Genomic DNA, 22439 nt, shown 5'->3' on the forward strand with positions numbered 1-22439 from the left:
GGATAAGCGTAGCGCCATCCGGCAACGGGTATCACAGCATGTTTTTGCCGTAGTCCATGTCGGACAGGCCAAAGTATTTCGCCACGGTCTGACCGATGTCCGCGAAGGTTTCGCGGTGGCCAAGAGAACCGGCTTTTACTTTCGGGCCGTAAACCAGAACCGGGATGTGCTCGCGGGTATGGTCGGTGCCTTTCCAGGTCGGGTCGCAGCCGTGGTCCGCGGTGAGGATTAAAATATCGTCCTCTTTCAGCAGCTCCATCAGCTCCGGCAGGCGGCGGTCGAACAGCTCCAGACCACCGGCATAACCGGCGACGTCGCGGCGGTGGCCCCAGGAAGAGTCGAAATCAACGAAGTTAGTGAAGACGATGGTGTCGTCGCCCGCTTCTTTCATCTCTTTGACGGTGGCGTCGAACAGCGCGTCCAGGCCCGTCGCCTTCACTTTTTTGGTGATGCCAACGTTGGCGTAGATATCCGCAATTTTACCCACGGAAACCACCTGGCCGTTTTTCTCTTCGACCAGTTTTTTCAGCACGGTCGGCGCCGGTGGCTCAACGGCCAGGTCGTGACGGTTACCGGTACGCTGGAAGCTGCCCGGCTTGTCGCCGATAAACGGACGAGCGATAACGCGGCCGATGTTGTAGCCGCCTTCGGTCAGCTCTTCACGGGCTATTTCACACAGCTCGTAAAGCTTATCCAGGCCGTAGGTCTCTTCGTGGCAGGCAATCTGGAATACGGAGTCGGCGGAGGTATAGAAAATCGGCTTGCCGGTTTTCATGTGCTCTTCGCCCAGTTCGTCCAGGATCACGGTGCCGGAAGAGTGGCAATTACCGAGGTAGCCCGGCAGGTTAGCGCGCTTAACCAGCTTGTCGAGCAGCTCCTGCGGGAAGCTGTTCTGCACGTCGGAGAAGTATCCCCAGTCGAACAGCACGGGCACGCCCGCAATTTCCCAGTGGCCTGACGGGGTATCTTTACCGGAGGAGAGCTCATGCGCCCAGCCGTAAGCACCGATAACTTCTGCGTTACCGTCCATGCCCGCCGGGATTTTACCGGTAGAGCCTTCAGCGGCTTTAACCAGGCCCAGACGGGTCAGGTTAGGCAGGTTCAGCGGCCCTTTACGACCGTTGTCCGCTTCGCCTTTGGCACAGGCTTCCGCGATGTGCCCGAATGTATCAGAACCGACGTCGCCGAAGCGGTCAGCGTCTTCTGTAGCACCGATGCCGAAGGAGTCCAGCACCATAATAAATGCACGTTTCATATTGTTCTCCGTACCTTGTGCTCTGTAAAAAAGCGATCGGATCAGTATACCGCTATTGGGTGATTCGGCGATAGACCGTTGGCGTTTCTGTCGGCTGAGTATCGTTAACTTTGATTGCCGCCTTCACGGCGCGCGCCGCTTCCTGCCACTGGGCTTCGCTTGCCGCATGGATCACCGCCAGCGGACGTGAGGTATCCACGCTCTCACCCAGGCGAGCCATGTCGGTGAAGCCGACGCTGTAATCAATAGTATCGGCTGCCTGACGACGACCGCCGCCCATGGAAACTACCGCCATGCCTAACGCGCGGGTGTCCATTTCGCTGACGAAACCTGTGCGGTCCGCATAAATGGCTTTGCTGAGCACGGCGGTTGGCAGGTATTTCGCGTAGTTTTCCACGAAGTCCGCCGGGCCTTTCTGTGCCGCAACCATGCGGCCAAAGATCTCCGCCGCTTTGCCGTTATCCAGCACGGACTGCAGCTTAGCGCGGGCTTCCGCGTCATCTTTGGCAAGCCTGCCGGAAATCAGCATTTCCACGCACAGCGCCATGGTCACTTCATGCAGACGCGGATTCACATACTCGCCAGTCAGGAACTGCACCGCCTCACGCACTTCAACCGCGTTACCCGCGCTGGAGGCCAGCACCTGGTTCATATCGGTCAGCAGTGCCGTAGTTTTGACGCCCGCGCCGTTGGCAACGCCAACAATCGCTTCCGCCAGCAGCTCAGAGAGTTCATAAGTCGGCATAAATGCGCCGCTGCCCACCTTCACGTCCATCACCAGCGCGTCCAGCCCTTCGGCCAGTTTTTTCGCGAGGATGGAGGCGGTGATCAGCGGAATGGAGTCTACGGTCGCGGTAATGTCACGCGTGGCGTAGAAACGCTTGTCCGCCGGGGCCAGCGAGTTGGTCTGGCCAATAATCGCCACGCCGACATTTTTAATGATGTCGCGGAAGCGGTTATCGTCCGGGAAAATATCAAAGCCGGGGATCGCCTCGAGCTTGTCGAGGGTGCCACCGGTGTGGCCAAGGCCACGGCCAGAGATCATTGGAATGAAGCCGCCGCAGGCCGCCACCATCGGGCCAAGCATCAGGGAAGTCACGTCGCCCACGCCGCCGGTGGAGTGCTTATCGACGATTGGGCCGCCCAGATCCAGGCTTTTCCAGTCCAGCACCGTCCCGGAATCGCGCATGGCCATGGTCAGCGACACGCGCTCCGGCATGGTCATGTCATGGAAGAAGATGGTCATCGCCAGCGCGGCAATCTGCCCTTCGGAAATGGTGTTGTCGCGAATGCCGTTGATAAAAAAGCGAATCTCTTCGTCGCTTAACGCCAGACCGTCACGTTTTTTTCGAATAATTTCTTGAGCGAGGAACAAAGTAACCCCCTGAGGTGATCGGGTAAAAGCGGCGGTCAGACGGACCGCCGCAGGACGAGATTAATAGCCGCTGGCGCTTTTGCCGTCGCCGTGGCCCAGCGCTTTTAACAGGCTGGCAAGCAGGCTGGATGCGCCGAAACGGTAGTGGCGGGAGTCAGCCCAGTCGGCGCCAAACAGATCGTCCGCGATAGACAGGAACAGCGCTGCATCTTCAGCGCTACGCACGCCGCCAGCCGGTTTGAAACCAACTGTTTTCTCAACGCCCATATCACGGATAACTTCCATCATGATGCGTGCGCTTTCAGGCGTGGCGTTCACCGGCACTTTACCGGTAGAGGTTTTGATGAAGTCTGCACCAGCTTTGATCGAGATTTCAGACGCTTTACGAATAAGCGCTTCTTCTTTCAGCTCGCCGGTTTCGATGATCACTTTCAGCCAGACGTTAGCCGCCGCACAGGCTTCTTTACAGGCTTTCACCAGGTCAAAACCAACCTGCTCGTTGCCGGCAATCAGCGCGCGGTACGGGAAAACAACGTCAACTTCGTCTGCGCCGTAGGCGATAGCAGCGCGGGTTTCCGCCAGCGCGATGTCGATGTCATCGTTGCCGTGCGGGAAGTTGGTCACGGTGGCGATACGGATATCCGGCGTGCCCTGCTCGTTCAGGGTTTTACGCGCAATGGGGATAAAACGTGGGTAGATGCAGATAGCCGCAGTGTTGCCTACTGGGGTTTTCGCCTGATGGCACAGAGCGATGACTTTTTCGTTGGTGTCATCGTCGTTCAGGGTGGTGAGGTCCATCAGTTTCAGCGCGCGCAGGCTGCTTGCAGTTAAATCGGTCATAACACTCTCCAACAAAAGATACAGAAGTCTCAGGCTTCGAAACTCAACACGTTGGAGCGGACTTGGTTCCATGAAGAGGAGAGGCAACTCTTGTCACCATCACGTTGAGATCCATCTCACCGCACATTGCCGGTAGCAATGTTATAATTCTAACACTCACTACCTGGGCAATTTTGTGTTTCGAATCACAAAAGCCAAAGGCGGGATTACATACTTTCCACAGTATATGTGATTTAACGAACAAAATAACCTGTTAAAAAGGGCTTCAGAAAACGAAAATGGCTGGCATCGCGCCAGCCATTGGTTTTCGCAAAATGTTAAAATTATAACATTTGCTTTCTGTCGTTACAGCGAGAGGAACACGCCCGCGATGGTCGCGCTCATCAGGTTTGAAAGCGTACCCGCCGCTACGGCCTTCAGGCCAAGCTGAGCAATTTCATGACGGCGATTTGGCGCCATGCTGCCCAGGCCACCGATCAGAATGGCTATAGAAGAAAGGTTAGCAAATCCACACAGCGCGAAGGAGATAATTGCTTTGGTGTGGTCAGAAAGCACCTGCAGGCCAGCCGCCGCAACGGTCGCATCATCTTTGAGATACTCGCCGAAGTTCAGGTAGGCCACGAACTCGTTAATGATCAGCTTCTGGCCGATAAACGAGCCGGCAACGTTAGCTTCGCTCCAGGGTACGCCGATAATCCACGCCAGCGGCGAGAACACCCAGCCCAGAATCAGCTCCATGGAAAGCTGCGGGTAGTTAAACCAGCCGCCAATCCCGGAGAGCATCCCGTTCAGCAATGCAATCAGGGCAACGAATGCCAGCAGCATTGCGCCGACGTTCAGCGCCAGCTGCATACCGGAAGCCGCGCCGGAAGCGGCAGCGTCCAGCACGTTGGCCGGGCGATCCGGATCGTTTTTCATCGATTCCAGCTCTGGCGCATCGTTTGGCACTTCTGTCTCAGGCAGGATCAGCTTGGCGAACAGCAGGCCGCCGGGGGCCGCCATGAACGACGCGGCAATCAGGTATTCCAGCGGCACGCCCATCTGCGCGTAGCCCGCAAGCACGGAGCCCGCCACGGAAGCCAGGCCACCACACATCACCGCAAACAGCTCGGAGCGGGTCATGGTCGCAATGTAAGGACGCACAACCAGCGGCGCTTCAGTCTGCCCGACGAAAATATTCGCCGTTGCAGAGAGTGATTCGGTGCGGGAAGTTTTCAGTACCTTACGCAGACCGCCGCCAAGGACGCGGATAACCAGCTGCATGATGCCGAGATAGTAGAGCACCGCAATCAGCGAGGAGAAGAAGACGATGATCGGCAGTACGCGCAGCGCAAAGACAAAGCCGCCGCCGCCGAACACTTCAAACATCTTGTCAGACACCAGCCCGCCAAACAGGAAAGAGATCCCCGCGTTGCCGTAGGCAATGACGTTCGCCACCCCTTCGGACATGGCTAGCAGGACTTTACGTCCGACCGGAACATAGAGGATCAGCGCACCGATACCCACCTGAATAATCCATGCGCCGAGAACGGTACGCAGATTAATGGCTTTACGGTTGCTGGAAAGAAGAACAGCGATCAGCAGCAGAACTATCATGCCGATCAGACCCATGAGGATTTGCATACATATTCCCTGTGCATAGTAGAAAACAGGAAAAGCCTAAGGGCTTTCCCCCAACGCGCGGATTATAACGGCAGATGCCGGGCAGATTGCCATCGCCATCACGTATTTCTACAAATGTAAGCAAACGTTTGTCTTATAAAGTGACGGGGATCACATCATTTTGCTGAATGATTACCAGAGAAATAATTTGTCTGCATTGTAAATCAGCGCTGTGGCGATATCAGAGGAGGGTTCAGGGCGCAGTTCGCAGAGCGTTTGAAAAACGTCGGCGACGCGTTCGGGGCGGTTTGGCTGGCCCTGGAAACCGCTGAGCGGCATATCCGGGGCATCCGTTTCCAGCAGCAAAGACGAGAGGGGTAGACGGGCCATTACGTCCCGCGTTTTGCTCGCCCTTGGGTAGGTTATGGTACCGCCCACGCCAATATAATAGCCCAGTTCCATGAACCGCTGCGCCTGCTGCAGGCTGCCCGCAAAGCCGTGGACAACGCCGGTACGGGGCAAAGCATGGCGCTTCAGGTGTATGGCGAGTTTGTCGTGGGTACGGCGCGAGTGAAGGATCACCGGCAGATCGTAGCGCTTCGCCAGTTTTAGCTGCGCGTCAAGGATCGTCTCCTGCCGCTCAAAAAGCGGATCGTCCATATAAAGATCCAGCCCGATCTCCCCTATCGCCACCAGCTTATCCGGCTGCTGCTGCAGGTGATGTTCCAGCAGCGCAAGGGACGCATCGTTATGCTTATGGATGACGATGGGGTGCAGACCAACAGCGGCATACAGCGCAGAATGCTGCGCGGCCAATGCCAGTACCGTAGCGAAACGTCCGGCTTCAATCGCCGGAACGACGATCTTCTCCACCCCTGCCCGCTTCGCCGTCTCCAGGCTTTCAGCCTCGCTGCCGGTAAAGGGGGGGAAATCGAAATGGCAGTGGGTATCGTAGAACCTGGTCGTCACGCGCTGTCCTCGCTGGTAAACGAGGCGTCGTTGGCCTCCGTAGCGCCGATGACGGGCTTAATCAGCGGCTCATTGGCAACGGCGGCAGGCGGTACCACCAGCGGCCCCGGCGTGACGATGCGCGGACGGTGACGACTGATCGGCGGCTTATCGGCCAGCAGTCTGCCAACGGTGGCCAGGAAGTACCGGCCACACATACGCCCGGTTTTATAGTCGGCGTTCAGCGACGGCAGGCGGCTGCCGAGGGCGATACTCTGCAATGGTTTCGGCGGATAGATTTCAAAGATGCGCAGCTTGCCCGGCGGCTTTTCGATAAAGCTCTGGATTTCGCGGTAGCTGGCTTCGTGATGCTGCACCAGGTTGAGCAGCGGCTGCAGGCTGCTGTCGCCCAGCCAGCGTTCCATACGTTTAAACCACTGCGGGGTGTAATACATCTGGGAAGGAACCGTGCGGATCACCACCAGCGTATCCGCGCCAAGGCGCACGGCCTCCCGCACCGGGATAGCATCGCTTATCCCGCCGTCCTGATAGCTAATGCCATCGATGTCCACGCCCGTACGGTAGAAGCCAGGTATGGCGCTGGAGGCTTTGATGATGTTCAGCCACGTATCATCCGTCGGAGAAAAATACCCCGGCGTATAGTCATCGCTGCGGCAGGCGCACATATAGAATTGTTTGCCCGTCTCGAAAAGTTCGTCCGCGTGGGACATAGACAACGGAAGTTTGGCCGCTGTCGCCTCAACGAGCCAGTCCAGATCGATAAGGTTGCCTCCGCGCACGAAGCGCAGCGGATCGAAAAAATCACGGGTTGTGGTAAAGCGGGTAATAACGCGGCGCGCGTATCCGGGCTGGTTACAGACGTAGGCGGAAAGGTTTTGCGCACCGGCGGAGGTGCCGAGGAAAAAATCGAATGGGTTGAATTCCGCCCGCATGAATTCATCCAGAACCCCGGCGGTGAAGATCCCACGCTGCCCCCCACCCTCACAAATGATGGCAAGCTTGCCGGGACTAAACGGTTTTGACGCAAGCGGCGCGATATTGCCGAGCGTAACGGGTATTCTTAGTCCCACCCTGCTTTCCTGATTTTTGTTTTTGTTTTTGTTGGTGGATGACGCTTTGCTTATCCACCCTACGCACTCAGAGCATTGTAGGCCGGATAAGCGTCAGCGTCATCCGACACCCCATAAAATGCGAGAGCCAGTCAATTGACTGGCTCTCTGGTCGGTCTCTAACTGTTATAGCACGCTACGGACGTCTGCGGCCCATAAACAGGCTGACCAGGAACAGAATGATACCTACCACGAAGACGATTTTTGCAGCACCTGCTGCGGTACCAGCAAGGCCACCAAAGCCTAACGCTGCTGCAATCAACGCGATAACCAGAAAAATAATGCCCCAACGAAACATAAGCCTCTCCTTAAACCATAGTGAACTCTAATCGCTTCTTAATGGGTGCCTTTCAGGCTTTCCCACTGGCGATGTATGAGTAGCGGTAGTGCTGACTGCTTCCCCCGGACACCCCGAGGGAAAGAGTTTTGATATGCTGCGATTACTGTACTTTCAGGTCGTTTTTAACGCTTTTAACGCCGTCAACGGCCTTGGCAATGCTCTCAGCACGCTCGGACTGAGCGTTAGACTTCACATGGCCTGAAAGCTGAACAACACCATCGGTGGTTTCTACTTTCACGTTACGAGACGGAACGATGTCGTCTGCTAACAGTTTAGCTTTGATTTCGCTTGTGGTTGCGGTATCGCCCGCATAACCGCTTACGGATTTGTCTTTGCCATCGCGAACGTGGAGTTTATCGCTCACGGAAGAGACGCCTTCAACGCCTTTGGCAACGGTCACCGCCTGCTCGGCCTGGGCCTGGCTTTCAACGAAGCCGCTCAGCGTCACCACTTTTTTATCGGTCTTCACCGAAATATCGGTGCTTTTAATATTCTCATGGTCCACCAGGGCCGCTTTTACCTTCGCGGTGATGGAGCTATCGTCCATGAAGTTACCGACTTTATTCATAGAGCTATCGATTTTTTGCCCTGCGCTGTCAGCCGTGGATTCAGTTTTGTTCAGCATTGTGTCTTCTGCAAGGGCCGTGCCGCTTGCCAGAACCGAACCCAGAACTACCGCCAGCAGAGTTTTCGAAATCTTAGTCGTAGTCATCGATTTATTCCTGTAGGTTTGCTCATAATTTGAGCTCTAAGCCACAACGTGGCAGCTTTGCTGAAAAGGCCCGTCTGGCCTAAGCTTGCTCTCAGTCAGCGGCTTTGTTGATAACCAAACCAGGCGGCTTATGCCGTGTTCGATATCTCGCCCTTTATGAGTTAAAGCAGTTATTAATATCGCGATAGCAAAATTACCCTAAAAAACATTCCGCCAAATTACTTATCCGGGGGATATTTATCCGTGTAAGTTGTCATCACAATGTTAAATATAGATCACAATCGCAAAATTGCATGGTCAGAACGGTTGAAAAAGCGGCAAACGAGGGCGAAAGAGGGGTAATTAAGAGTATTCCGTAAGGGGTTAATAAGACTGGAAAAGTAGCGGGACGCGGCGGCTGCCGCGCCCTGCGAGGGGATCAGTGCTCGCGTGTTTTGCGGAACACAACTTCCGGGTAACGGTCCTGCGTCAGGTTAAGGTTAACCATCGTCGGCGCGATATAGGCCAGATTATCGCCACCGTCTAACGCCAGCTGCATTTCGTTTTTACGTTTGAACTCTTCAAACTTCTTCACGTCGCTGCTTTCGACCCAGCGGGCGGTAGAGACGTTTACGGATTCGTAAATCGCCTCCACGTTGTATTCGCTCTTAAGACGAGCCACAACCACGTCGAACTGCAGCACGCCCACCGCGCCTACGATCAGATCGTTATTGGCGATTGGGCGGAAGACCTGCACCGCGCCCTCTTCGGAAAGCTGAACCAGGCCCTTAAGCAGCTGCTTCTGTTTCAAAGGATCGCGCAGGCGGATACGGCGGAACAGTTCAGGGGCGAAGTTCGGGATGCCGGTGAACTTCATCATCTCGCCCTGGGTGAAGGTATCGCCAATCTGGATGGTGCCGTGGTTATGCAGGCCGATGATATCGCCCGGATACGCTTCTTCGACGTGGGAACGGTCGCCCGCCATAAAGGTCAGCGCGTCGGAGATAACTACGTCTTTACCGGTACGAACCTGGCGCAGCTTCATGCCCTTTTCGTATTTGCCGGACACCACGCGCATAAAGGCCACGCGGTCGCGGTGTTTCGGGTCCATGTTGGCCTGAATTTTAAAGACGAAGCCGGAGAACTTCTCTTCCGCTGCTTCAACTTCGCGGCTGTCGGTCTTGCGCGGCATTGGCGCGGGCGCCCACTCCACCAGGCCATCCAGCATATGGTCCACGCCGAAGTTACCCAGTGCGGTACCGAAGAAGACCGGAGTCAGCTCACCTTCAAGGAACAGCTCACGATCGAACTCGTGAGAGGCACCCTGCACCAGCTCTAGCTCATCACGCAGCTGCGCGGCCAGGTCTTCACCCACGGCAGCTTCCAGCTCGGGGTTGTTAAGCCCCTTAACAACGCGAACATCCTGGATAGTGTGGCCTTTGCCGGTCTGGTAAAGATAAGTTTCGTCTTTATAGAGGTGATAAACCCCTTTGAACAGCTTGCCGCAGCCGATAGGCCAGGTGATAGGGGAACAGGCGATTTTCAGCTCGCGCTCCACTTCATCCAGCACTTCCATCGGATCGCGGATGTCGCGGTCCAGCTTGTTCATAAAGGTGAGGATTGGCGTGTCGCGCAGGCGGGTAACTTCCATCAGCTTGCGGGTACGATCTTCTACACCTTTCGCGGCGTCGATAACCATCAGGCAGCAGTCCACCGCCGTCAGGGTACGGTAGGTATCTTCGGAGAAGTCTTCGTGCCCCGGGGTATCGAGCAGGTTAACAAGGCTGTCGCGGTACGGGAACTGCATCACGGACGTGGTGATGGAGATACCACGCTGCTTTTCCATTTCCATCCAGTCAGATTTTGCATGCTGGCTTGAGCCACGGCCCTTAACGGTACCGGCGGTCTGAATGGCCTGTCCGAACAGCAGCACTTTTTCAGTGATGGTCGTTTTACCGGCATCCGGGTGGGAAATGATCGCAAAGGTGCGGCGTTTCGACACCTCTTGCAGGAAAGGAGACAAAGTCATAATTGTATCTTCTGTGAATGCGCGCGGCGCCAGGCCACGCGACGAATGAACGTTTCTGGCGGCTATTTTACCCATCAGTGTGGGTTTAACAATCAACAATCATGGCTTACACAACAGTTGCTCCAGTTCACTTAGCGAGGATACCTGCCACGTCGGGTGAATCCCCTCCGGCAGGCTGCGCCCGTGGGCGTTTAGCCAGCAGGTTGCAATGCCTGCGTTGTTGCCGCCCAGAATGTCTGATTCGGCGGTGTCCCCCACCATCATCACGCGGTCGCGCGGCGGGTTACCCATCTGCTCAAAAGCATAATCAAAGATACGAGGATCCGGCTTGGCGACGCCAACCTGCTCGGAGATAACCAGCAGGTCGAAAGCATCGCGCAGGCCGGTACGCTCAAGGCGGATTTGCTGCAGCGCCGTAAAGCCGTTGGTGATAATGCCGATTTTCGTTTTGCCTTTCAGGGCGTTGAGCAAAGAGACCGCGCCCGGCAGCGGGGTACAAATCTCGGCCATCGCGTTAAGAAACGCGGCGTTGAGATCCCCGGCCGGCACATTCAGTCTTTCCGACCAGCCCTGGAAACGCTGGTGTTGCAGATGTAAGGCAGTGATGGCACCGTTCTGGTAATCCACCCACAGAGGCTTGTTGACCGCCTGGTAATCCTGGAAATCTTCAGCGGTGAAGGTCACGCTGTAGTCGAGAAACATCCGCTGTAAGCCGCCGAAAGCGTCAAAGGTAAACAGCGTTTCGTCGGCATCAAATAAAATCCAGTCCCAGTTCATCAACACACCTTTCTTTTCGTATCAACCAAGCGGTAACGCCATGATAATGGCGTCTTCCCGACCCTCTTTTGTGGGGTAATAATTGCGGCGAATCGTCGCCTCGTTGAAGCCCAGGCTCTCGTAGAGCGCGATGGCTGCCGCATTCGAGGCGCGCACTTCAAGCCACAGGGTAAAAACATCTTTCGCTTCCAGCTCGCGGATTAAATGCTCCAGCAGCTGGCGGCCTAATCCTCTGCGCTGGCAGGCGGGATCGACCGCGATATTAAACAGCGTCGCCTCGTCGAGGACGACCTGGGTGACGGCGAAGGCCGCCATCTTACCGTCGACATCGAGCCGCAAATTGAAATAGCGTTCGCCCTGGTTGCTGGCGAAGGTCTTTTCACTCCACGGGAAGGCATGGCTGCGCTGTTCGATGGCGTACGCCGCCGGTAAGTCATCCGGCGTCAGGGAAGAAATCATGTTCATGTTTGCAAATTTGCTGCCACAGCGCCCAGCGGGCGGTGCCATTGTGATAAAGCTCGTTTAAGGCAGGCGTTGATAACTGCACGCCGGGAAGTGAAAGCGGCGCCTCGACGCCCAGACGCCAGCTGTTGCAGGGCAAGTCTGCGGGCAGCATCGCCGCACGATCCGGCGTCAGCTGCAGAACCTGCGCGGGCGTCAGCGCCAGGGTGCGCAGGACGTCGCTGACCAGCGGATCGTTAAGGGCCGGAAGCGCTTCGGCCACCATCACCAGCCGGGTATCCGCCTGTAACGAAACGGCAATTTCGCCCTGCAACACCAACGGTCGCCGCAGCTGCCACTGGGTGATGCCCAGTTGCTGTAACAGCCAGTCGCGTCGCGAAGTCATAGCGAAACCTTTAGAGAGTGCCAATTGGGGCGCAAATATAGCAAATACATCGAATGTGCGCCATTAAAGCTCTATAATCCCGGATCTGATTTTCCAGGAGTAATTTGATGACTGCGTTAACCCCGGCAAGCGAAGTGCTGCTGCGCCACAGCGATGATTTTACCGAAAGCCGCGTCCTGTTTGCCGGTGACTTACAGGACGATTTGCCAGCCCGCTATGAGACCGCGTCAAGCCGTGTTCATACGCAGCAGTTCCACCACTGGCAGGTGCTTAGCGCCCAGATGGGTGAAGACGCACGTTACGGCCTGGTCGCTGATGCGGACATCGTCGGCGACTGCAATACGCTGATCTACTACTGGCCAAAGAACAAGCCGGAAGCGCAATTCCAGCTGATGAACATTCTCTCCCTGATGCCGGTTGGCTGCGACGTATTCGTTGTGGGTGAAAACCGCAGCGGCGTGCGGAGCGCGGAACAGATCCTTGAAGACTATTGCCCGCTGACCAAAATCGACAGCGCGCGCCGCTGCGGTCTGTACCATGGCCGCCTCGAAACGCAGCCTAAATTTGACCAACAGGCCTGGTGGGATGAGTACGACCACGAAGGCATGACGGTGAAAACCCTGCCGGGCGTGTTTAGCCGCGATGGCCTGGACACCGGCAGCAAGCTGCTGCTCTCCACCCTGACCGCGCATACCAAAGGCAAAGTGCTGGACGTAGGCTGCGGCGCGGGCGTGCTGGCCATTACGCTGAAAAGCCACTCTCCGAAGGTGCGTCTGACGCTGTGCGACGTGAGCGCCCCGGCGGTGGAAGCCAGCCGCGCAACGCTTGCCGCAAACGAGATTGAAGGTGAAGTGATCGCCAGCAACGTCTATTCCGAAATCAACGGTCGTTTCGACATGATCATCTCCAATCCACCGTTCCACGACGGTATGCAAACCAGCCTGGATGCGGCTCATCAGCTTATCCGCGGCGCGGCCCGCCATCTCAATATGGGCGGTGAACTGCGTATCGTTGCCAACGCCTTCCTGGCCTATCCGAACGTGCTGGACGAAGTTTTTGGCAGCCATGAAGTGATCGCACAAACAGGACGTTTTAAGGTTTACCGTGCCGTACTGGCCCGAGCGGCTAAGACGAAGAAGCGCTAAACACGCCGCAGCGCCGCTTTTTGCAGCATTTGGGAAAGCGGCCGCAAATTAACTGTTGACGCCGCTCAGAAAACATCTAGAATGCGCCTCCGTGGTTGTGATACTTCGGTATTACAGGTATGCGAAGGTGGCGGAATTGGTAGACGCGCTAGCTTCAGGTGTTAGTGTTCTTACGGACGTGAGGGTTCAAGTCCCTCTCTTCGCACCACCAACAACCACGCAAGATATCGTTCGCACTGCGCGAAGGTGGCGGAATTGGTAGACGCGCTAGCTTCAGGTGTTAGTGTTCTTACGGACGTGAGGGTTCAAGTCCCTCTCTTCGCACCATGCGAAGGCGATATCTGACCTTTAAGCGCAAGCTTAGAAAAACTGTGCGAAGGTGGCGGAATTGGTAGACGCGCTAGCTTCAGGTGTTAGTGTCCTAACGGACGTGAGGGTTCAAGTCCCTCTCTTCGCACCACTTTCTGGTTGTTTCCCAGAAGTGATCCAGTAGTTCCTCAGTTGTTTCCTGCATAAATTTTTATCTCCTTTTTTATCTCCAGATATTCATCATCACCAGAGCGATCCCGCTGGCGAACGCAATGCCAGACGGCAGCAGTACGTAATGCCGCAACCGCTTGTGGTACAGCATGCCCGCAGAAGCTACCAGCCCCAGCACAACCAGTACCCGCCACTGGCTGAACGACAGATCCATCCACACCAGCGCGGCGACGATCAAACCCGGCACGATAACCCCCCAGGCACTTTCAAGCTGTCGATGTAACATACTGGCTATCTCATCAATTGGTAATGATAACCACTATCATATGATAAATTTTCTCATTTGTCAGCAGGGGCAACGTGAGCGGTGCTCATCATCAGATGACATACATTCATGAAGGTGATAGATTGAGCGATAACGTTAATAAAATTCAACAATAGATAACGGCTGACGTTAATCAGTTAGCCGCCAAAATAACGTTTAACCATCGCACACAGTCAACGCAGACATCTGGCCGAAAGAATCTATTAATTTATGAGTGCAAAAACCTGGCGGGCATTACTGAAAGGTAAGCATCAGCTTTCTTTACGTTTATTCCTGTTACTGAACGCAATTTCTGCCAGTTTTAGCATGGCAAGCCCCATTTACCACACGCAGCCGTTCACCGTGCCTGCTGTGCTGGTGCTGTTCGGCAGCAGCCTGCTGCTCGTATGGCAATTAATTGATAAACAAAGATTAATTAATATTAACCTGGTCTCTTTTTCGCTGGGAATATTATGGGCGTGGCATATCATTATTAAAAATGACGCGATTCCCAATACTGACGCCTCCTATTTAATTATTGCGTTATTGACCATTCTTTTTATCGGTTCTATCTCGTTTATCAATAATTTACGGGCCTTCACGCTGCACTGTCTGCCGGTAACTTTAACCATTCTCTGGCTCGATCAGGGGGAGCACTGGCTGCGGGTCATGTATTCCATTGCGCTTCCGGGGGTTGGCATCACCATCCAGCATATCATTCAGCGCAGGAATGATAACTTCACCCAGCGGCTGATGAACAAGCTGCTGGAGGAGAAGGAGCAGCTGACGGATCTCAGCATGATTGACCCGCTTACCGGCCTGTACAACCGCAGGGGTTTCCAGAACCGTCTGGAGAGCATCCTGGCCGCGGGCAGCGGCAATCACTTTGTGCTGCTGCTGGATATCGACCATTTCAAGGCCTACAACGATAACTACGGCCACAGCATGGGTGATCAGGCGCTGATTCGCGTGTCCGCCGCCATTCGCGACGCGGTCCGCTCCAGGGACGTCGTGACCCGCTACGGCGGCGAAGAGTTTATGGTCCTGCTGACAAACACCAGCGCGGAAAGCGCGATGGATACCGCAGAGCGCATCCGCCTTCGCGTATACGATCTTAAAATCCGACATCTGTTCAACGAACAGGTCGCCACAAACGTCACTATCAGCATTGGCGTTGCCCCCTTAGAAGACGACGGCATCGAAGAGGCGCTGGAGCTCGCCGATAAAGCGCTCTACCGGGCAAAAAACCAGGGACGTAACAGTATCCTCACCAGCGACGAGCTGCAGGCCGCCTGACCCCTGAATTTGAGTTTTCTCCTACAGGAGGCACAAATTCATCTTGCTAACGCTTTTGGCTATAGCTAGGATTGGCAATCATTATCATTTAGATTCCCGGTCGTATCAGGCAATGGCGCTTCAGTCCCAGAGATTTATTGATGACATGCTATGGCAAACGCCGCTTACGCGCGCGCTGCCCGCCTTTGCTGACGATCTGCGCGACCATTTCACCCTCCATCGCGCCTACTTCAACGACTTTATCAGGCTCAACGAAGGCGCGCCGGATAACGCCCTCACCTTTTATCAGTGGGCCCAGCCCGCCACGTTAACGACGCTCTTGGCCTGCTATGCGGACCATATTTACCGCAACGACCCGCAGCAGGCCCGCGAAGGCAAGCCGCTGAAGTCACTCTGGGCGCAGTGGTATCTGGGGCTGCTGGTTCCGCCGCTGCTGATGGCGCTGGTCACCTACCCTCGCGCGCTTAACATCAGCCCGGAGCATATCCAGGTTAAATTTCACGAAACGGGCCGGGCGGAAAGCTTCTGGCTGGATGTAAAAGAAGACGCCGCCGCAACGGTGTTACCGCTGCGCCTGCGGGTGGAAAAGCTGATTAGCGAAGGGATGAAGCCGGTTGTGGATGCGCTGGAGGCGAGCGGCGATATCAACGGTAAGCTTATCTGGGCCAACGCTGGCTATCTTATCAACTGGTTCCTGGGTGAAATCAAAGACCTGCTGAGCGATGAGGCCGTATCCGGGCTGCGTCAGGCCTGCTTCTTCGAGAAGCAGCTGTCGGACGGGCAGGATAACCCGCTCTACCGCACCGTGGTGCCGCGTGAGGGACTGCTGGTACGCCGCACCTGCTGCCAGCGCTATAAGCTGCCGGGCGTTCAGGGCTGCGGCGACTGCACCTTAAAATAGCCTCTGACAACTTCTGCTGGATGGCGCTGCGCTTATCCACCCTTCCAAAAGCATCTAAAACAAACGGCGGGTTTCCCCGCCGTTTTCACATCTTACTTTTACGCTGCCTGCTGGCTCTCTTCGCCAGAGGCTTTCTGCGCCTCTTCGGCTTCCTGCTCAAGCAGCTGCTTCTCGTACACTTTGAAGAACGGGAAGTAGATGATGGCGGACACTACGGCGAGCAGCACCACCAGAATCGCCGCGCGGAAATCCCAGCCCAGCGCCCAGGCCGCGCCGATTGGCGCAGGGGCCGTCCACGGCACGACTGAAATTACGCGGCCAATCAGATCCAGCTTCATCGCTCCCCACGCCAGCACGGCGTTTACCATCGGCGCCAGCAGGAAAGGAATGAAGAACACCGGGTTCATGACGATTGGCGTACCGAAAATAACCGGTTCGTTAATGTTAAAGAAGCTTGGCACCACGCTCAGACGCCCGATGGAGCGCAGGTGCGCCGAGCGGCTGCGCAGGTAGCAGATGACCAGGCCCATGGTGGCACCTGAACCGCCGATAACGATAAAGAAGGTCCAGAAGGCCTCCATAAAGATATGCGGCAGCGGCGCGCCCTGCGCCAGCGCGCTCTGGTTCATCCCGAGGTTAGTCAGCCAGAACATTTGCAGCATGCCGGAGATGATTGCCGCACCGTGGATGCCTGCAAACCACAGCAGGTGGCCAATCAGCACCGCCAGCAGAATTGCCGGCAGCGAATCCGCCGCGGAAACCAGAGGCTTAAACACGGACATGATGGCCTGCGGGATCAGCATATCGAACTGAGACTGAATGAACAGACTCAGCGGATAAAGCGTCAGCACCACCACCAGCACCGGGATCAGCAGATCAAACGAGTTTTTGATCATCGGCGGCACCTGGTCCGGCAGCTTGATCCCGATATTGTGCGCCTTGAGGAACCTCATCAGCTCCACGCAGTACACCGCAACCAGAATCGCGGTAAAGATACCCGTCCCGCCCAGGCTGTCGACCGGCATCGCGCCTTTCGTTTTAGGGGCGGCAACCAGCAGGAAAGCCATCAGCGACAGCATCGCGCACATGAAGGGATCCAGCGCGTGCGACTTCACGTAGTGCTTGCCGAGGTTATAGGCGATCGCCATACAGATATAGATAGACATGATGCCCATCGTCATATCAAACGGCGTCAGGATCTGCCCCTCGAACTGTTTTGCCATATCCAGCCACGCGCGGGCGAAGCCCCAGGTGGTGGTTGGCGAGAACGGCGGATAAGCAAAGACCAGCAGGAATGAGCCGACAATCATAAACGGCATGGCGGAGATAAATCCGTCACGAATCGCCATGACGTGACGCTGGGAGGAAATGCGCCCGGCAACCGGACTCACGTAGTTTTCAACAAAGCGGAAAATCAAATTAAAGGCGGCATGGTTAGAAGACATCGCAATTCTCCTGTCAGGCTATCAACGCGAGTGCGTCAGCGAGAATTTTGTCGCCGCGCATCATTCCGTAATCCATAGGGTTGATCACCGTGACCGGGATCCGTTTGGGTGCTGCCTGTGCTTTGAAATCTTCCAGACGATATTTGATTTGTGGACCGAGTAAACAGCAATCATAACCGGGCATCACGTCCGTGAACTCTTCAATACCGACAGCTTTAATTTCTACGTCAATCCGTTGCGTTAATGCGGCCTGCTTCATCCTGTTCACGACCATGCTGGTAGACATACCAGCGGCACAGCATAAAAGGATACGTTTCATAGACAGCTCTTATTATGGGATACAGGGGGTGGTTACGAATTCAGTATTCACTGCGCTGAAGCGCACTGCAACCGGTTACAGTAACCGGTTGCAGTGATTGTGAAGGAGATCGACAAATGAGTGAAATAAAGCCGGGCGAGGCGCAGAAGCGATTTGCGAAAAGGCCGACCTTATGCGAAATTATTTGCAGCCAAATCAGGAGAAACACATGAGTCTGCAGTCCGTTCGGCAATTCTTTGCTGACCACGCCCCCGATATTGATATTATCGAGCTTAATCAAAGTACTGCCACCGTTGCGCTTGCCGCCGCCGCGCATCAGGTTGAGCCGGGCCAGATAGCCAAAACGCTGTCGCTGAAAGTCAAAAATGCTGTGATTCTCGTCGTCGCCAAAGGGGATGCCAGGCTGGATAACAAGAAGCTTAAAACCGTCTTTGGGGCGAAAGCACGCATGCTAAGCAGCGACGAGGTCGTCACCTGGACGGGTCATCCTGTCGGCGGCGTCTGCCCGTTCGGCCTTGAAAATCCCCTCGCCGTGTACTGCGATGTCTCTCTCAAAAATTATGCAGAAGTGCTGCCCGCCGCAGGTGCTACCCATAGCGCCGTGCGTATCACGCCCGATCGTCTGGCCGAGCTGACCGACGCTACCTGGGTGGACGTCTGCCTGTAAAATACTTTCGAGGACCCCACCTGCGGTCCTCGTTCGTTAACGCTCTTCGCTGTCCTCTGCCGGTAACGGCTCTTCCGTTTCGCTTACCGTGGGCACCAGGTTCAGCGCTCCCCTGCCTTCTTCACTGACCAGCCAGGAAAACAGGGCGGCGTCATTTCCCAGCCCCAGCCTGCGCATGGCGCTTTTCTTCTGGGCGCTGACGGTTTTGTTGCTTTTCTTCAGCAGGACGGCAATCTGGTTCACCCGCCATCCTTTGCTGACCAGTCTTAGCACGCTACGTTCCGAAAAGGTCAGATGCACCTCACACATCTCTTTACTGCCGTGCAGAAGCTGCGATTTTTCGGCCAGCAGCGCCGGGCTGATATAGCTGAACCGGTCCTCGCCGTTAAAAATTTGCTCAATGACATTTTCAGCCGGTTCGCTCACCGACATCAGGGATGTCCGCAATGAAAAGATCCGTTCTATGGCGATATCAATCAGCGCCGGGCGCAGCAGAAAAAGCCAATAAATATGGCGTGAACAATTCTGTAATTCATTAATTGTTTTCAGCACTTCGGTAATGTTATCCGTATCTTCGCTGAGGTCGGCCACCACGACATTCAGGCCAGCTAACTTTTCTTTATCCAAATCCCCCATCGAAGCGTAGCAGCACAGCGATGCCTGACGGGAGCGTTCCAGCAATAGCGCCCTAAGCCCTTCATTTAATAATGGTATTTTGCTAATAAGCGCAACACTACAAGCTGGATTGCGTAAAAACTTTATTTTATGAATTCCTTTCATAGACTTTCTCCCTATGCGTTCTATTTTCCTGTAACGGTCCACCCTAATTGATGAAGATCTTTTTCACTCCTTAGGTTTAACTTTTCCATCGCCCGCCTTTTATGCGTACTGATAGTTCGTATATCCCGGCTTAACTCTTCAGCTATCATGCTGACGCTTTTACCGTTGAATAGTTTTTCCAGCACCTGCACCTCACGGCAGGTCAGTTTTTTTGGCATCTCTTCCGGTAAAAGGTTTCTAATCAGCGGGCTCAATTGTACCTGCTCGCAAAAATCCATTGACCTTATGAATATTGCCTGAAAAACCGTTACCGGATCATATAAAGAAATAATGGCGTTCAGACCCAGCGCAGAAAGGTAACTCAACAGGCGGGGATGGCGATTACGCGTTAAAGCAATAATACGAACTTCAGGATAATAGATCTGCCAGGCATGAAGAAAAGCGAACGTCTGCGCACGTTGAGCGTGATGGTCATTGACGTCCAGTACGACTATCGCGCCTGGGCGCAGTGAGCATAGCGACATCGGCTTATCGGGGCGATATTCCAATTGTTGTACGGACGCAATACCGGGTATCCCGCTTACGCAGTGTCGTACGCCATGCGCGATCATCTCACAGGGGATATGGATAATAACATCTTTATTTTTTTTACGGATTACAGAACTCACGCTATTCATTTCTCGCTCAGGTTATTTCAGCCAAATATATATAACGCAAATACATTTGCGTCATCAATTGATAGCAAAAAGACGGCTTAAATGATGTTAAGTGATTTTTGGGAGGATTGGTATTGCAGATTCAATAATATTTCACAATGCCATTACAATAATAAATAACAGGAAAGTATTATTAAAAGAAATATTAACAACCGATCATAAAATAAAAGTTTTAGAAAAAGGCGCTTATTTCCTTCTAAAAATGGACAATTATCCGCTCAACATCGCGACGGAATGCTTTCGGCGTGGTGCCCGTATAGCGACGAAAAAACCGGGAGAAATAGGTCGCGTCGCTGAAGCCCAGATAGTCTGAAATCTGACTTATCGTCATGCTGGTATAGTGCAGGCTGCGCTTCGCCTCCAGCAGCAACCGCTGGTTGATAACGTTCAGCGCGCTCTGCCCGTGTAGCTCCTGGCAGAGATTATTGAGGTGGACGCTGGACAGCCCGATGACGCTCGCATAGTGCGACACCGGCAGATGCTCGCGATAATGCCTCTCCAGCAGTTTATTAAAAGTACGTATCACGGCCCGTTTGCGTTCCACTCGCCCACCGGCTGCAGGAACAGGCGCGCTCTGACGGTTAAGCCAGACGAGAAGCGCGCCGGTCAGCGAATGCATCATCATGTCCCGCGCTTCACCATCCCCTTCGTACTCGCTCTGCAGGGTACGAAACAGGGTGTTGATCTGGCCTCGGGAGGCGTTAACGGGAAAACATGCCGCCCGGGATAAGACCTGCAGCGGCCGACCAAACTGCTGTTCGAACTGGGTCACCAGCGGAGCAGAAAAAGAGAGCGAGTATCCCTGAGTGCCGGGTGAAAAGCGAAAGCCGTGAACGCACAGCGCCGGAACTACCTGCAGACAGGCCTGTTTGACGTGGTGCACGCTGCCTTCAATCTCTATCTCAGCCTGGCCCTTATGCAGATACAGCAGCTGCACCAGATCCGCATGCTGATGCACACGGATATGCCATTCATACAGGCTGCTGCGGCTGTGAATAGACTCGCAGTGCAGTAAATCCCGCGTCGGCCAGTTCAGGTTTTCGCCGTACAGCTTAAAGACGGGTATAGATTGGCTCAGGCTCATCTCTCGCTCGCGCTCGTGTCAGGGCGGGAAATAGCCGCCCTGAATAAGTGTAGTACATTCAATAGGTTTACAATTGTGCCGCCGCTGGTCCCTCAGCGAACCTCCTCAAAAGGCAGGCCAACATAATTCTCGGCTATCGTCGTCATTCCCGCCTGCGAACCTAAGTAGTATTCCCGGTCAGCCTGCTGCATTTTGCGGTCAAAATCGTTCTGCCCGGCAAAATCATGCAGCAGATTAGTCATAAACCAGCTGAACCGCTCTCCCTTCCATACGCGCCGGAGCGCCATTGCCGAATAGGTTTCTAAAAGATCGGTGCGCCCTTCGTGATACACCTTACGCAAAATACGATAGAGATAGTTTACGTCCGAAGCGGCCAGATTCAGCCCTTTCGCCCCGGTTGGCGGGACGATGTGTGCCGCGTCGCCCACCAGGAACAGCCTGCCGTACTGCATCGGCTCGACGACAAAGCTGCGCAGCGGGGCAATGCTTTTCTCAAGTGAGTGACCAGTCACTAACTTCGCGCCCAGCTCGGCGGGCAGGCGGCTTTTCAGCTCGCTCCAGAAGCGCTCGTCGGGCCAGGCCTCTACGGTATCGGTCAGCGGCACCTGCAAATAGTAGCGGCTTCTGGTTAGTGAGCGCTGACTACACAACACAAAGCCGCGCTCATGATGGGCATAAATCAGCTCGTGGTTTACCGGTGGGGTATCCGCCAGCAGCCCTAGCCAGCCGAAGGGATAAACCCGCTCGTATTCACGCAGGATATCTTCTGGAATGGCGTGTCGGGAAACGCCGTGGAAGCCATCGCACCCCGCGATGTAATCGCAGTCGATGCGGCAGGTCTCGCCCTGCTTTTCAAAAGTGACGTAAGGCGAGTCACCTTTTATTTCAAAGAGCTGCACGTTACTGACGCCATAGATGGAACGGCCCCGGCTCTCTTCGCGTGCCGCCATTAAATCGCGGGTCACTTCGGTCTGTCCGTAAACCATGACCGTTTTGCCCCCCGTCAGCTCTTTGAGCGGAACAGGAATGCGCCTGCCGTCGAACAGGAACTCCACGCCGTCGTGCACCAGCCCTTCGGCATCCATACGCTGGTTCACGCCAGCTTCGCGCAGCAAATCGACGGTGCCCTGCTCGAGAATGCCCGCCCGTATCCGCCCTAATACATAGTCCGGCGTCTGTCTTTCGAGGATCACACTGCTGATGCCCGCCTGGTGCAGCAGCTGACCAAGCAGCAGGCCGGACGGCCCGGCGCCGATAATCACCACCTGAGTTTTCATAGGGTACGCTCGCTCACGATTATGTTTGTGATTTGTTGTGATTGTGTTTTTAAAATGTTTCACATGCATTTTTGCCAGCCAGCCGGGCAAAAAGAAGGCCGATAAATGACTAAAACCTGCACTTTTCGAAAATTAACCAGAACTGCGAGCGGCCTCAAACTTTACTGAAACAGCGTTCGCCGGAGTTTATT

23 protein-coding genes and 3 tRNA genes are annotated in these 22439 nt (G+C 54.9%); 7 read left to right on the plus strand and 19 right to left on the minus strand.

Annotation, left to right across the window (positions count from 1 at the left end):
- Positions 1–31: 31 nt before the first annotated feature.
- From deoB to AAE045_RS19885, 12 genes are all read right to left on the minus strand, one after another.
- Positions 32–1255, minus strand: coding sequence for a phosphopentomutase (gene deoB, locus AAE045_RS19830; RefSeq protein WP_455549179.1), 1224 nt, complete (start codon positions 1253–1255; stop codon positions 32–34).
- Between the two features lie 52 nt (positions 1256–1307).
- Complete coding sequence (gene deoA, locus AAE045_RS19835; RefSeq protein ID WP_455549180.1) at positions 1308–2630, minus strand: thymidine phosphorylase; 1323 nt, start codon at positions 2628–2630, stop codon at positions 1308–1310.
- A gap of 60 nt (positions 2631–2690) precedes the next feature.
- Positions 2691–3470, minus strand: coding sequence for a deoxyribose-phosphate aldolase (deoC, locus tag AAE045_RS19840; protein WP_202301372.1), 780 nt, complete (start codon positions 3468–3470; stop codon positions 2691–2693).
- 345 nt (positions 3471–3815) lie between these two features.
- Positions 3816–5093 carry a NupC/NupG family nucleoside CNT transporter gene (locus AAE045_RS19845; RefSeq protein WP_455549181.1) on the minus strand — a complete coding sequence of 426 codons (1278 nt, stop codon included), beginning with the start codon at positions 5091–5093 and terminating at the stop codon, positions 3816–3818.
- A 171-nt stretch (positions 5094–5264) separates the two neighbouring features.
- Positions 5265–6041, minus strand: coding sequence for a TatD family hydrolase (locus AAE045_RS19850; protein WP_455549182.1), 777 nt, complete (start codon positions 6039–6041; stop codon positions 5265–5267).
- A complete protein-coding gene (locus AAE045_RS19855; protein WP_455549183.1) occupies positions 6038–7111 on the minus strand; it encodes a patatin-like phospholipase family protein in 1074 nt (357 codons plus the stop codon). Before AAE045_RS19855 ends, AAE045_RS19850 begins: the two co-directional genes overlap by 4 nt.
- Before the next feature lie 175 nt (positions 7112–7286).
- The gene (locus AAE045_RS19860; RefSeq protein ID WP_002437547.1) at positions 7287–7448 is read right to left on the minus strand and encodes a DUF1328 domain-containing protein; all 162 of its coding nucleotides are present in this window, start codon (positions 7446–7448) and stop codon (positions 7287–7289) included.
- 142 nt (positions 7449–7590) lie between these two features.
- Entirely contained in the window at positions 7591–8202 is a 612-nt protein-coding gene (gene osmY, locus AAE045_RS19865) for a molecular chaperone OsmY (protein WP_455549184.1), read from the minus strand.
- A gap of 418 nt (positions 8203–8620) precedes the next feature.
- Positions 8621–10210 carry a peptide chain release factor 3 gene (gene prfC / locus AAE045_RS19870; RefSeq protein ID WP_202301381.1) on the minus strand — a complete coding sequence of 530 codons (1590 nt, stop codon included), beginning with the start codon at positions 10208–10210 and terminating at the stop codon, positions 8621–8623.
- Between the two features lie 99 nt (positions 10211–10309).
- Positions 10310–10987: a pyrimidine 5'-nucleotidase gene (yjjG, locus tag AAE045_RS19875; protein ID WP_455549185.1), complete on the minus strand. Its 678-nt coding sequence runs from the start codon at positions 10985–10987 to the stop codon at positions 10310–10312.
- A gap of 21 nt (positions 10988–11008) precedes the next feature.
- A complete protein-coding gene (rimI, locus tag AAE045_RS19880) occupies positions 11009–11452 on the minus strand; it encodes a ribosomal protein S18-alanine N-acetyltransferase (protein ID WP_455549186.1) in 444 nt (147 codons plus the stop codon).
- A complete protein-coding gene (locus AAE045_RS19885) occupies positions 11421–11834 on the minus strand; it encodes a DNA polymerase III subunit psi (protein ID WP_455549187.1) in 414 nt (137 codons plus the stop codon). Before AAE045_RS19885 ends, rimI begins: the two co-directional genes overlap by 32 nt.
- A 107-nt stretch (positions 11835–11941) precedes the next feature.
- On the opposite strand from AAE045_RS19885, the gene rsmC reads away from it, so the two are divergent.
- From rsmC to AAE045_RS19905, 4 genes are all read left to right on the plus strand, one after another.
- Entirely contained in the window at positions 11942–12979 is a 1038-nt protein-coding gene (gene rsmC / locus AAE045_RS19890) for a 16S rRNA (guanine(1207)-N(2))-methyltransferase RsmC (protein WP_455549188.1), read from the plus strand.
- A 121-nt stretch (positions 12980–13100) separates the two neighbouring features.
- Positions 13101–13187, plus strand: a tRNA-Leu gene (locus AAE045_RS19895).
- 32 nt (positions 13188–13219) lie between these two features.
- A tRNA-Leu gene (locus AAE045_RS19900) sits at positions 13220–13306 on the plus strand.
- Positions 13307–13352: 46 nt separating this feature from the next.
- Positions 13353–13439: transfer RNA gene (locus AAE045_RS19905), tRNA-Leu, on the plus strand.
- A 72-nt stretch (positions 13440–13511) separates the two neighbouring features.
- Here the strand turns inward: AAE045_RS19905 and AAE045_RS19910 are convergent.
- Entirely contained in the window at positions 13512–13745 is a 234-nt protein-coding gene (locus tag AAE045_RS19910; protein ID WP_271127938.1) for a DUF1435 domain-containing protein, read from the minus strand.
- A gap of 249 nt (positions 13746–13994) precedes the next feature.
- Here AAE045_RS19910 and AAE045_RS19915 point away from each other — a divergent pair, with 249 nt between their 5' ends.
- On the plus strand, positions 13995–15059 hold the full coding sequence (locus AAE045_RS19915) for a GGDEF domain-containing protein (RefSeq protein ID WP_455549189.1): 1065 nt from the start codon (positions 13995–13997) through the stop codon (positions 15057–15059).
- Between the two features lie 112 nt (positions 15060–15171).
- Positions 15172–15960: a siderophore-iron reductase FhuF gene (gene fhuF, locus AAE045_RS19920; protein ID WP_455549190.1), complete on the plus strand. Its 789-nt coding sequence runs from the start codon at positions 15172–15174 to the stop codon at positions 15958–15960.
- A gap of 98 nt (positions 15961–16058) precedes the next feature.
- Here fhuF and AAE045_RS19925 read toward each other — a convergent pair whose 3' ends face one another.
- Together AAE045_RS19925 and AAE045_RS19930 are read right to left on the minus strand one after the other, a co-directional pair.
- Positions 16059–17405, minus strand: a complete 1347-nt coding sequence (locus AAE045_RS19925) for a PTS sugar transporter subunit IIC (RefSeq protein ID WP_455549191.1) — start codon at positions 17403–17405, stop codon at positions 16059–16061.
- A 13-nt stretch (positions 17406–17418) separates the two neighbouring features.
- Complete coding sequence (locus tag AAE045_RS19930; RefSeq protein WP_455549192.1) at positions 17419–17724, minus strand: PTS sugar transporter subunit IIB; 306 nt, start codon at positions 17722–17724, stop codon at positions 17419–17421.
- 208 nt (positions 17725–17932) lie between these two features.
- Here AAE045_RS19930 and AAE045_RS19935 point away from each other — a divergent pair, with 208 nt between their 5' ends.
- Positions 17933–18391 (plus strand): YbaK/EbsC family protein, encoded by a 459-nt coding sequence (locus tag AAE045_RS19935; RefSeq protein ID WP_455549193.1) that lies wholly within the window; start codon positions 17933–17935, stop codon positions 18389–18391.
- Positions 18392–18427: 36 nt separating this feature from the next.
- Here AAE045_RS19935 and AAE045_RS19940 read toward each other — a convergent pair whose 3' ends face one another.
- From AAE045_RS19940 to pobA, 4 genes are all read right to left on the minus strand, one after another.
- Positions 18428–19072: a helix-turn-helix domain-containing protein gene (locus AAE045_RS19940; protein ID WP_455549194.1), complete on the minus strand. Its 645-nt coding sequence runs from the start codon at positions 19070–19072 to the stop codon at positions 18428–18430.
- Positions 19073–19191: 119 nt separating this feature from the next.
- The gene (locus AAE045_RS19945; RefSeq protein ID WP_455549195.1) at positions 19192–19839 is read right to left on the minus strand and encodes a LuxR C-terminal-related transcriptional regulator; all 648 of its coding nucleotides are present in this window, start codon (positions 19837–19839) and stop codon (positions 19192–19194) included.
- Positions 19840–20083: 244 nt separating this feature from the next.
- Positions 20084–20971 (minus strand): helix-turn-helix domain-containing protein, encoded by an 888-nt coding sequence (locus AAE045_RS19950; protein ID WP_455549196.1) that lies wholly within the window; start codon positions 20969–20971, stop codon positions 20084–20086.
- A 92-nt stretch (positions 20972–21063) separates the two neighbouring features.
- Positions 21064–22248: a 4-hydroxybenzoate 3-monooxygenase gene (gene pobA / locus AAE045_RS19955; RefSeq protein WP_455549197.1), complete on the minus strand. Its 1185-nt coding sequence runs from the start codon at positions 22246–22248 to the stop codon at positions 21064–21066.
- Positions 22249–22439: the final 191 nt, after the last annotated feature.

It is taken from the genome of Dryocola clanedunensis, assembly GCF_038405435.1.
Classification (GTDB): Bacteria; Pseudomonadota; Gammaproteobacteria; order Enterobacterales; family Enterobacteriaceae; genus Dryocola; species Dryocola clanedunensis_A.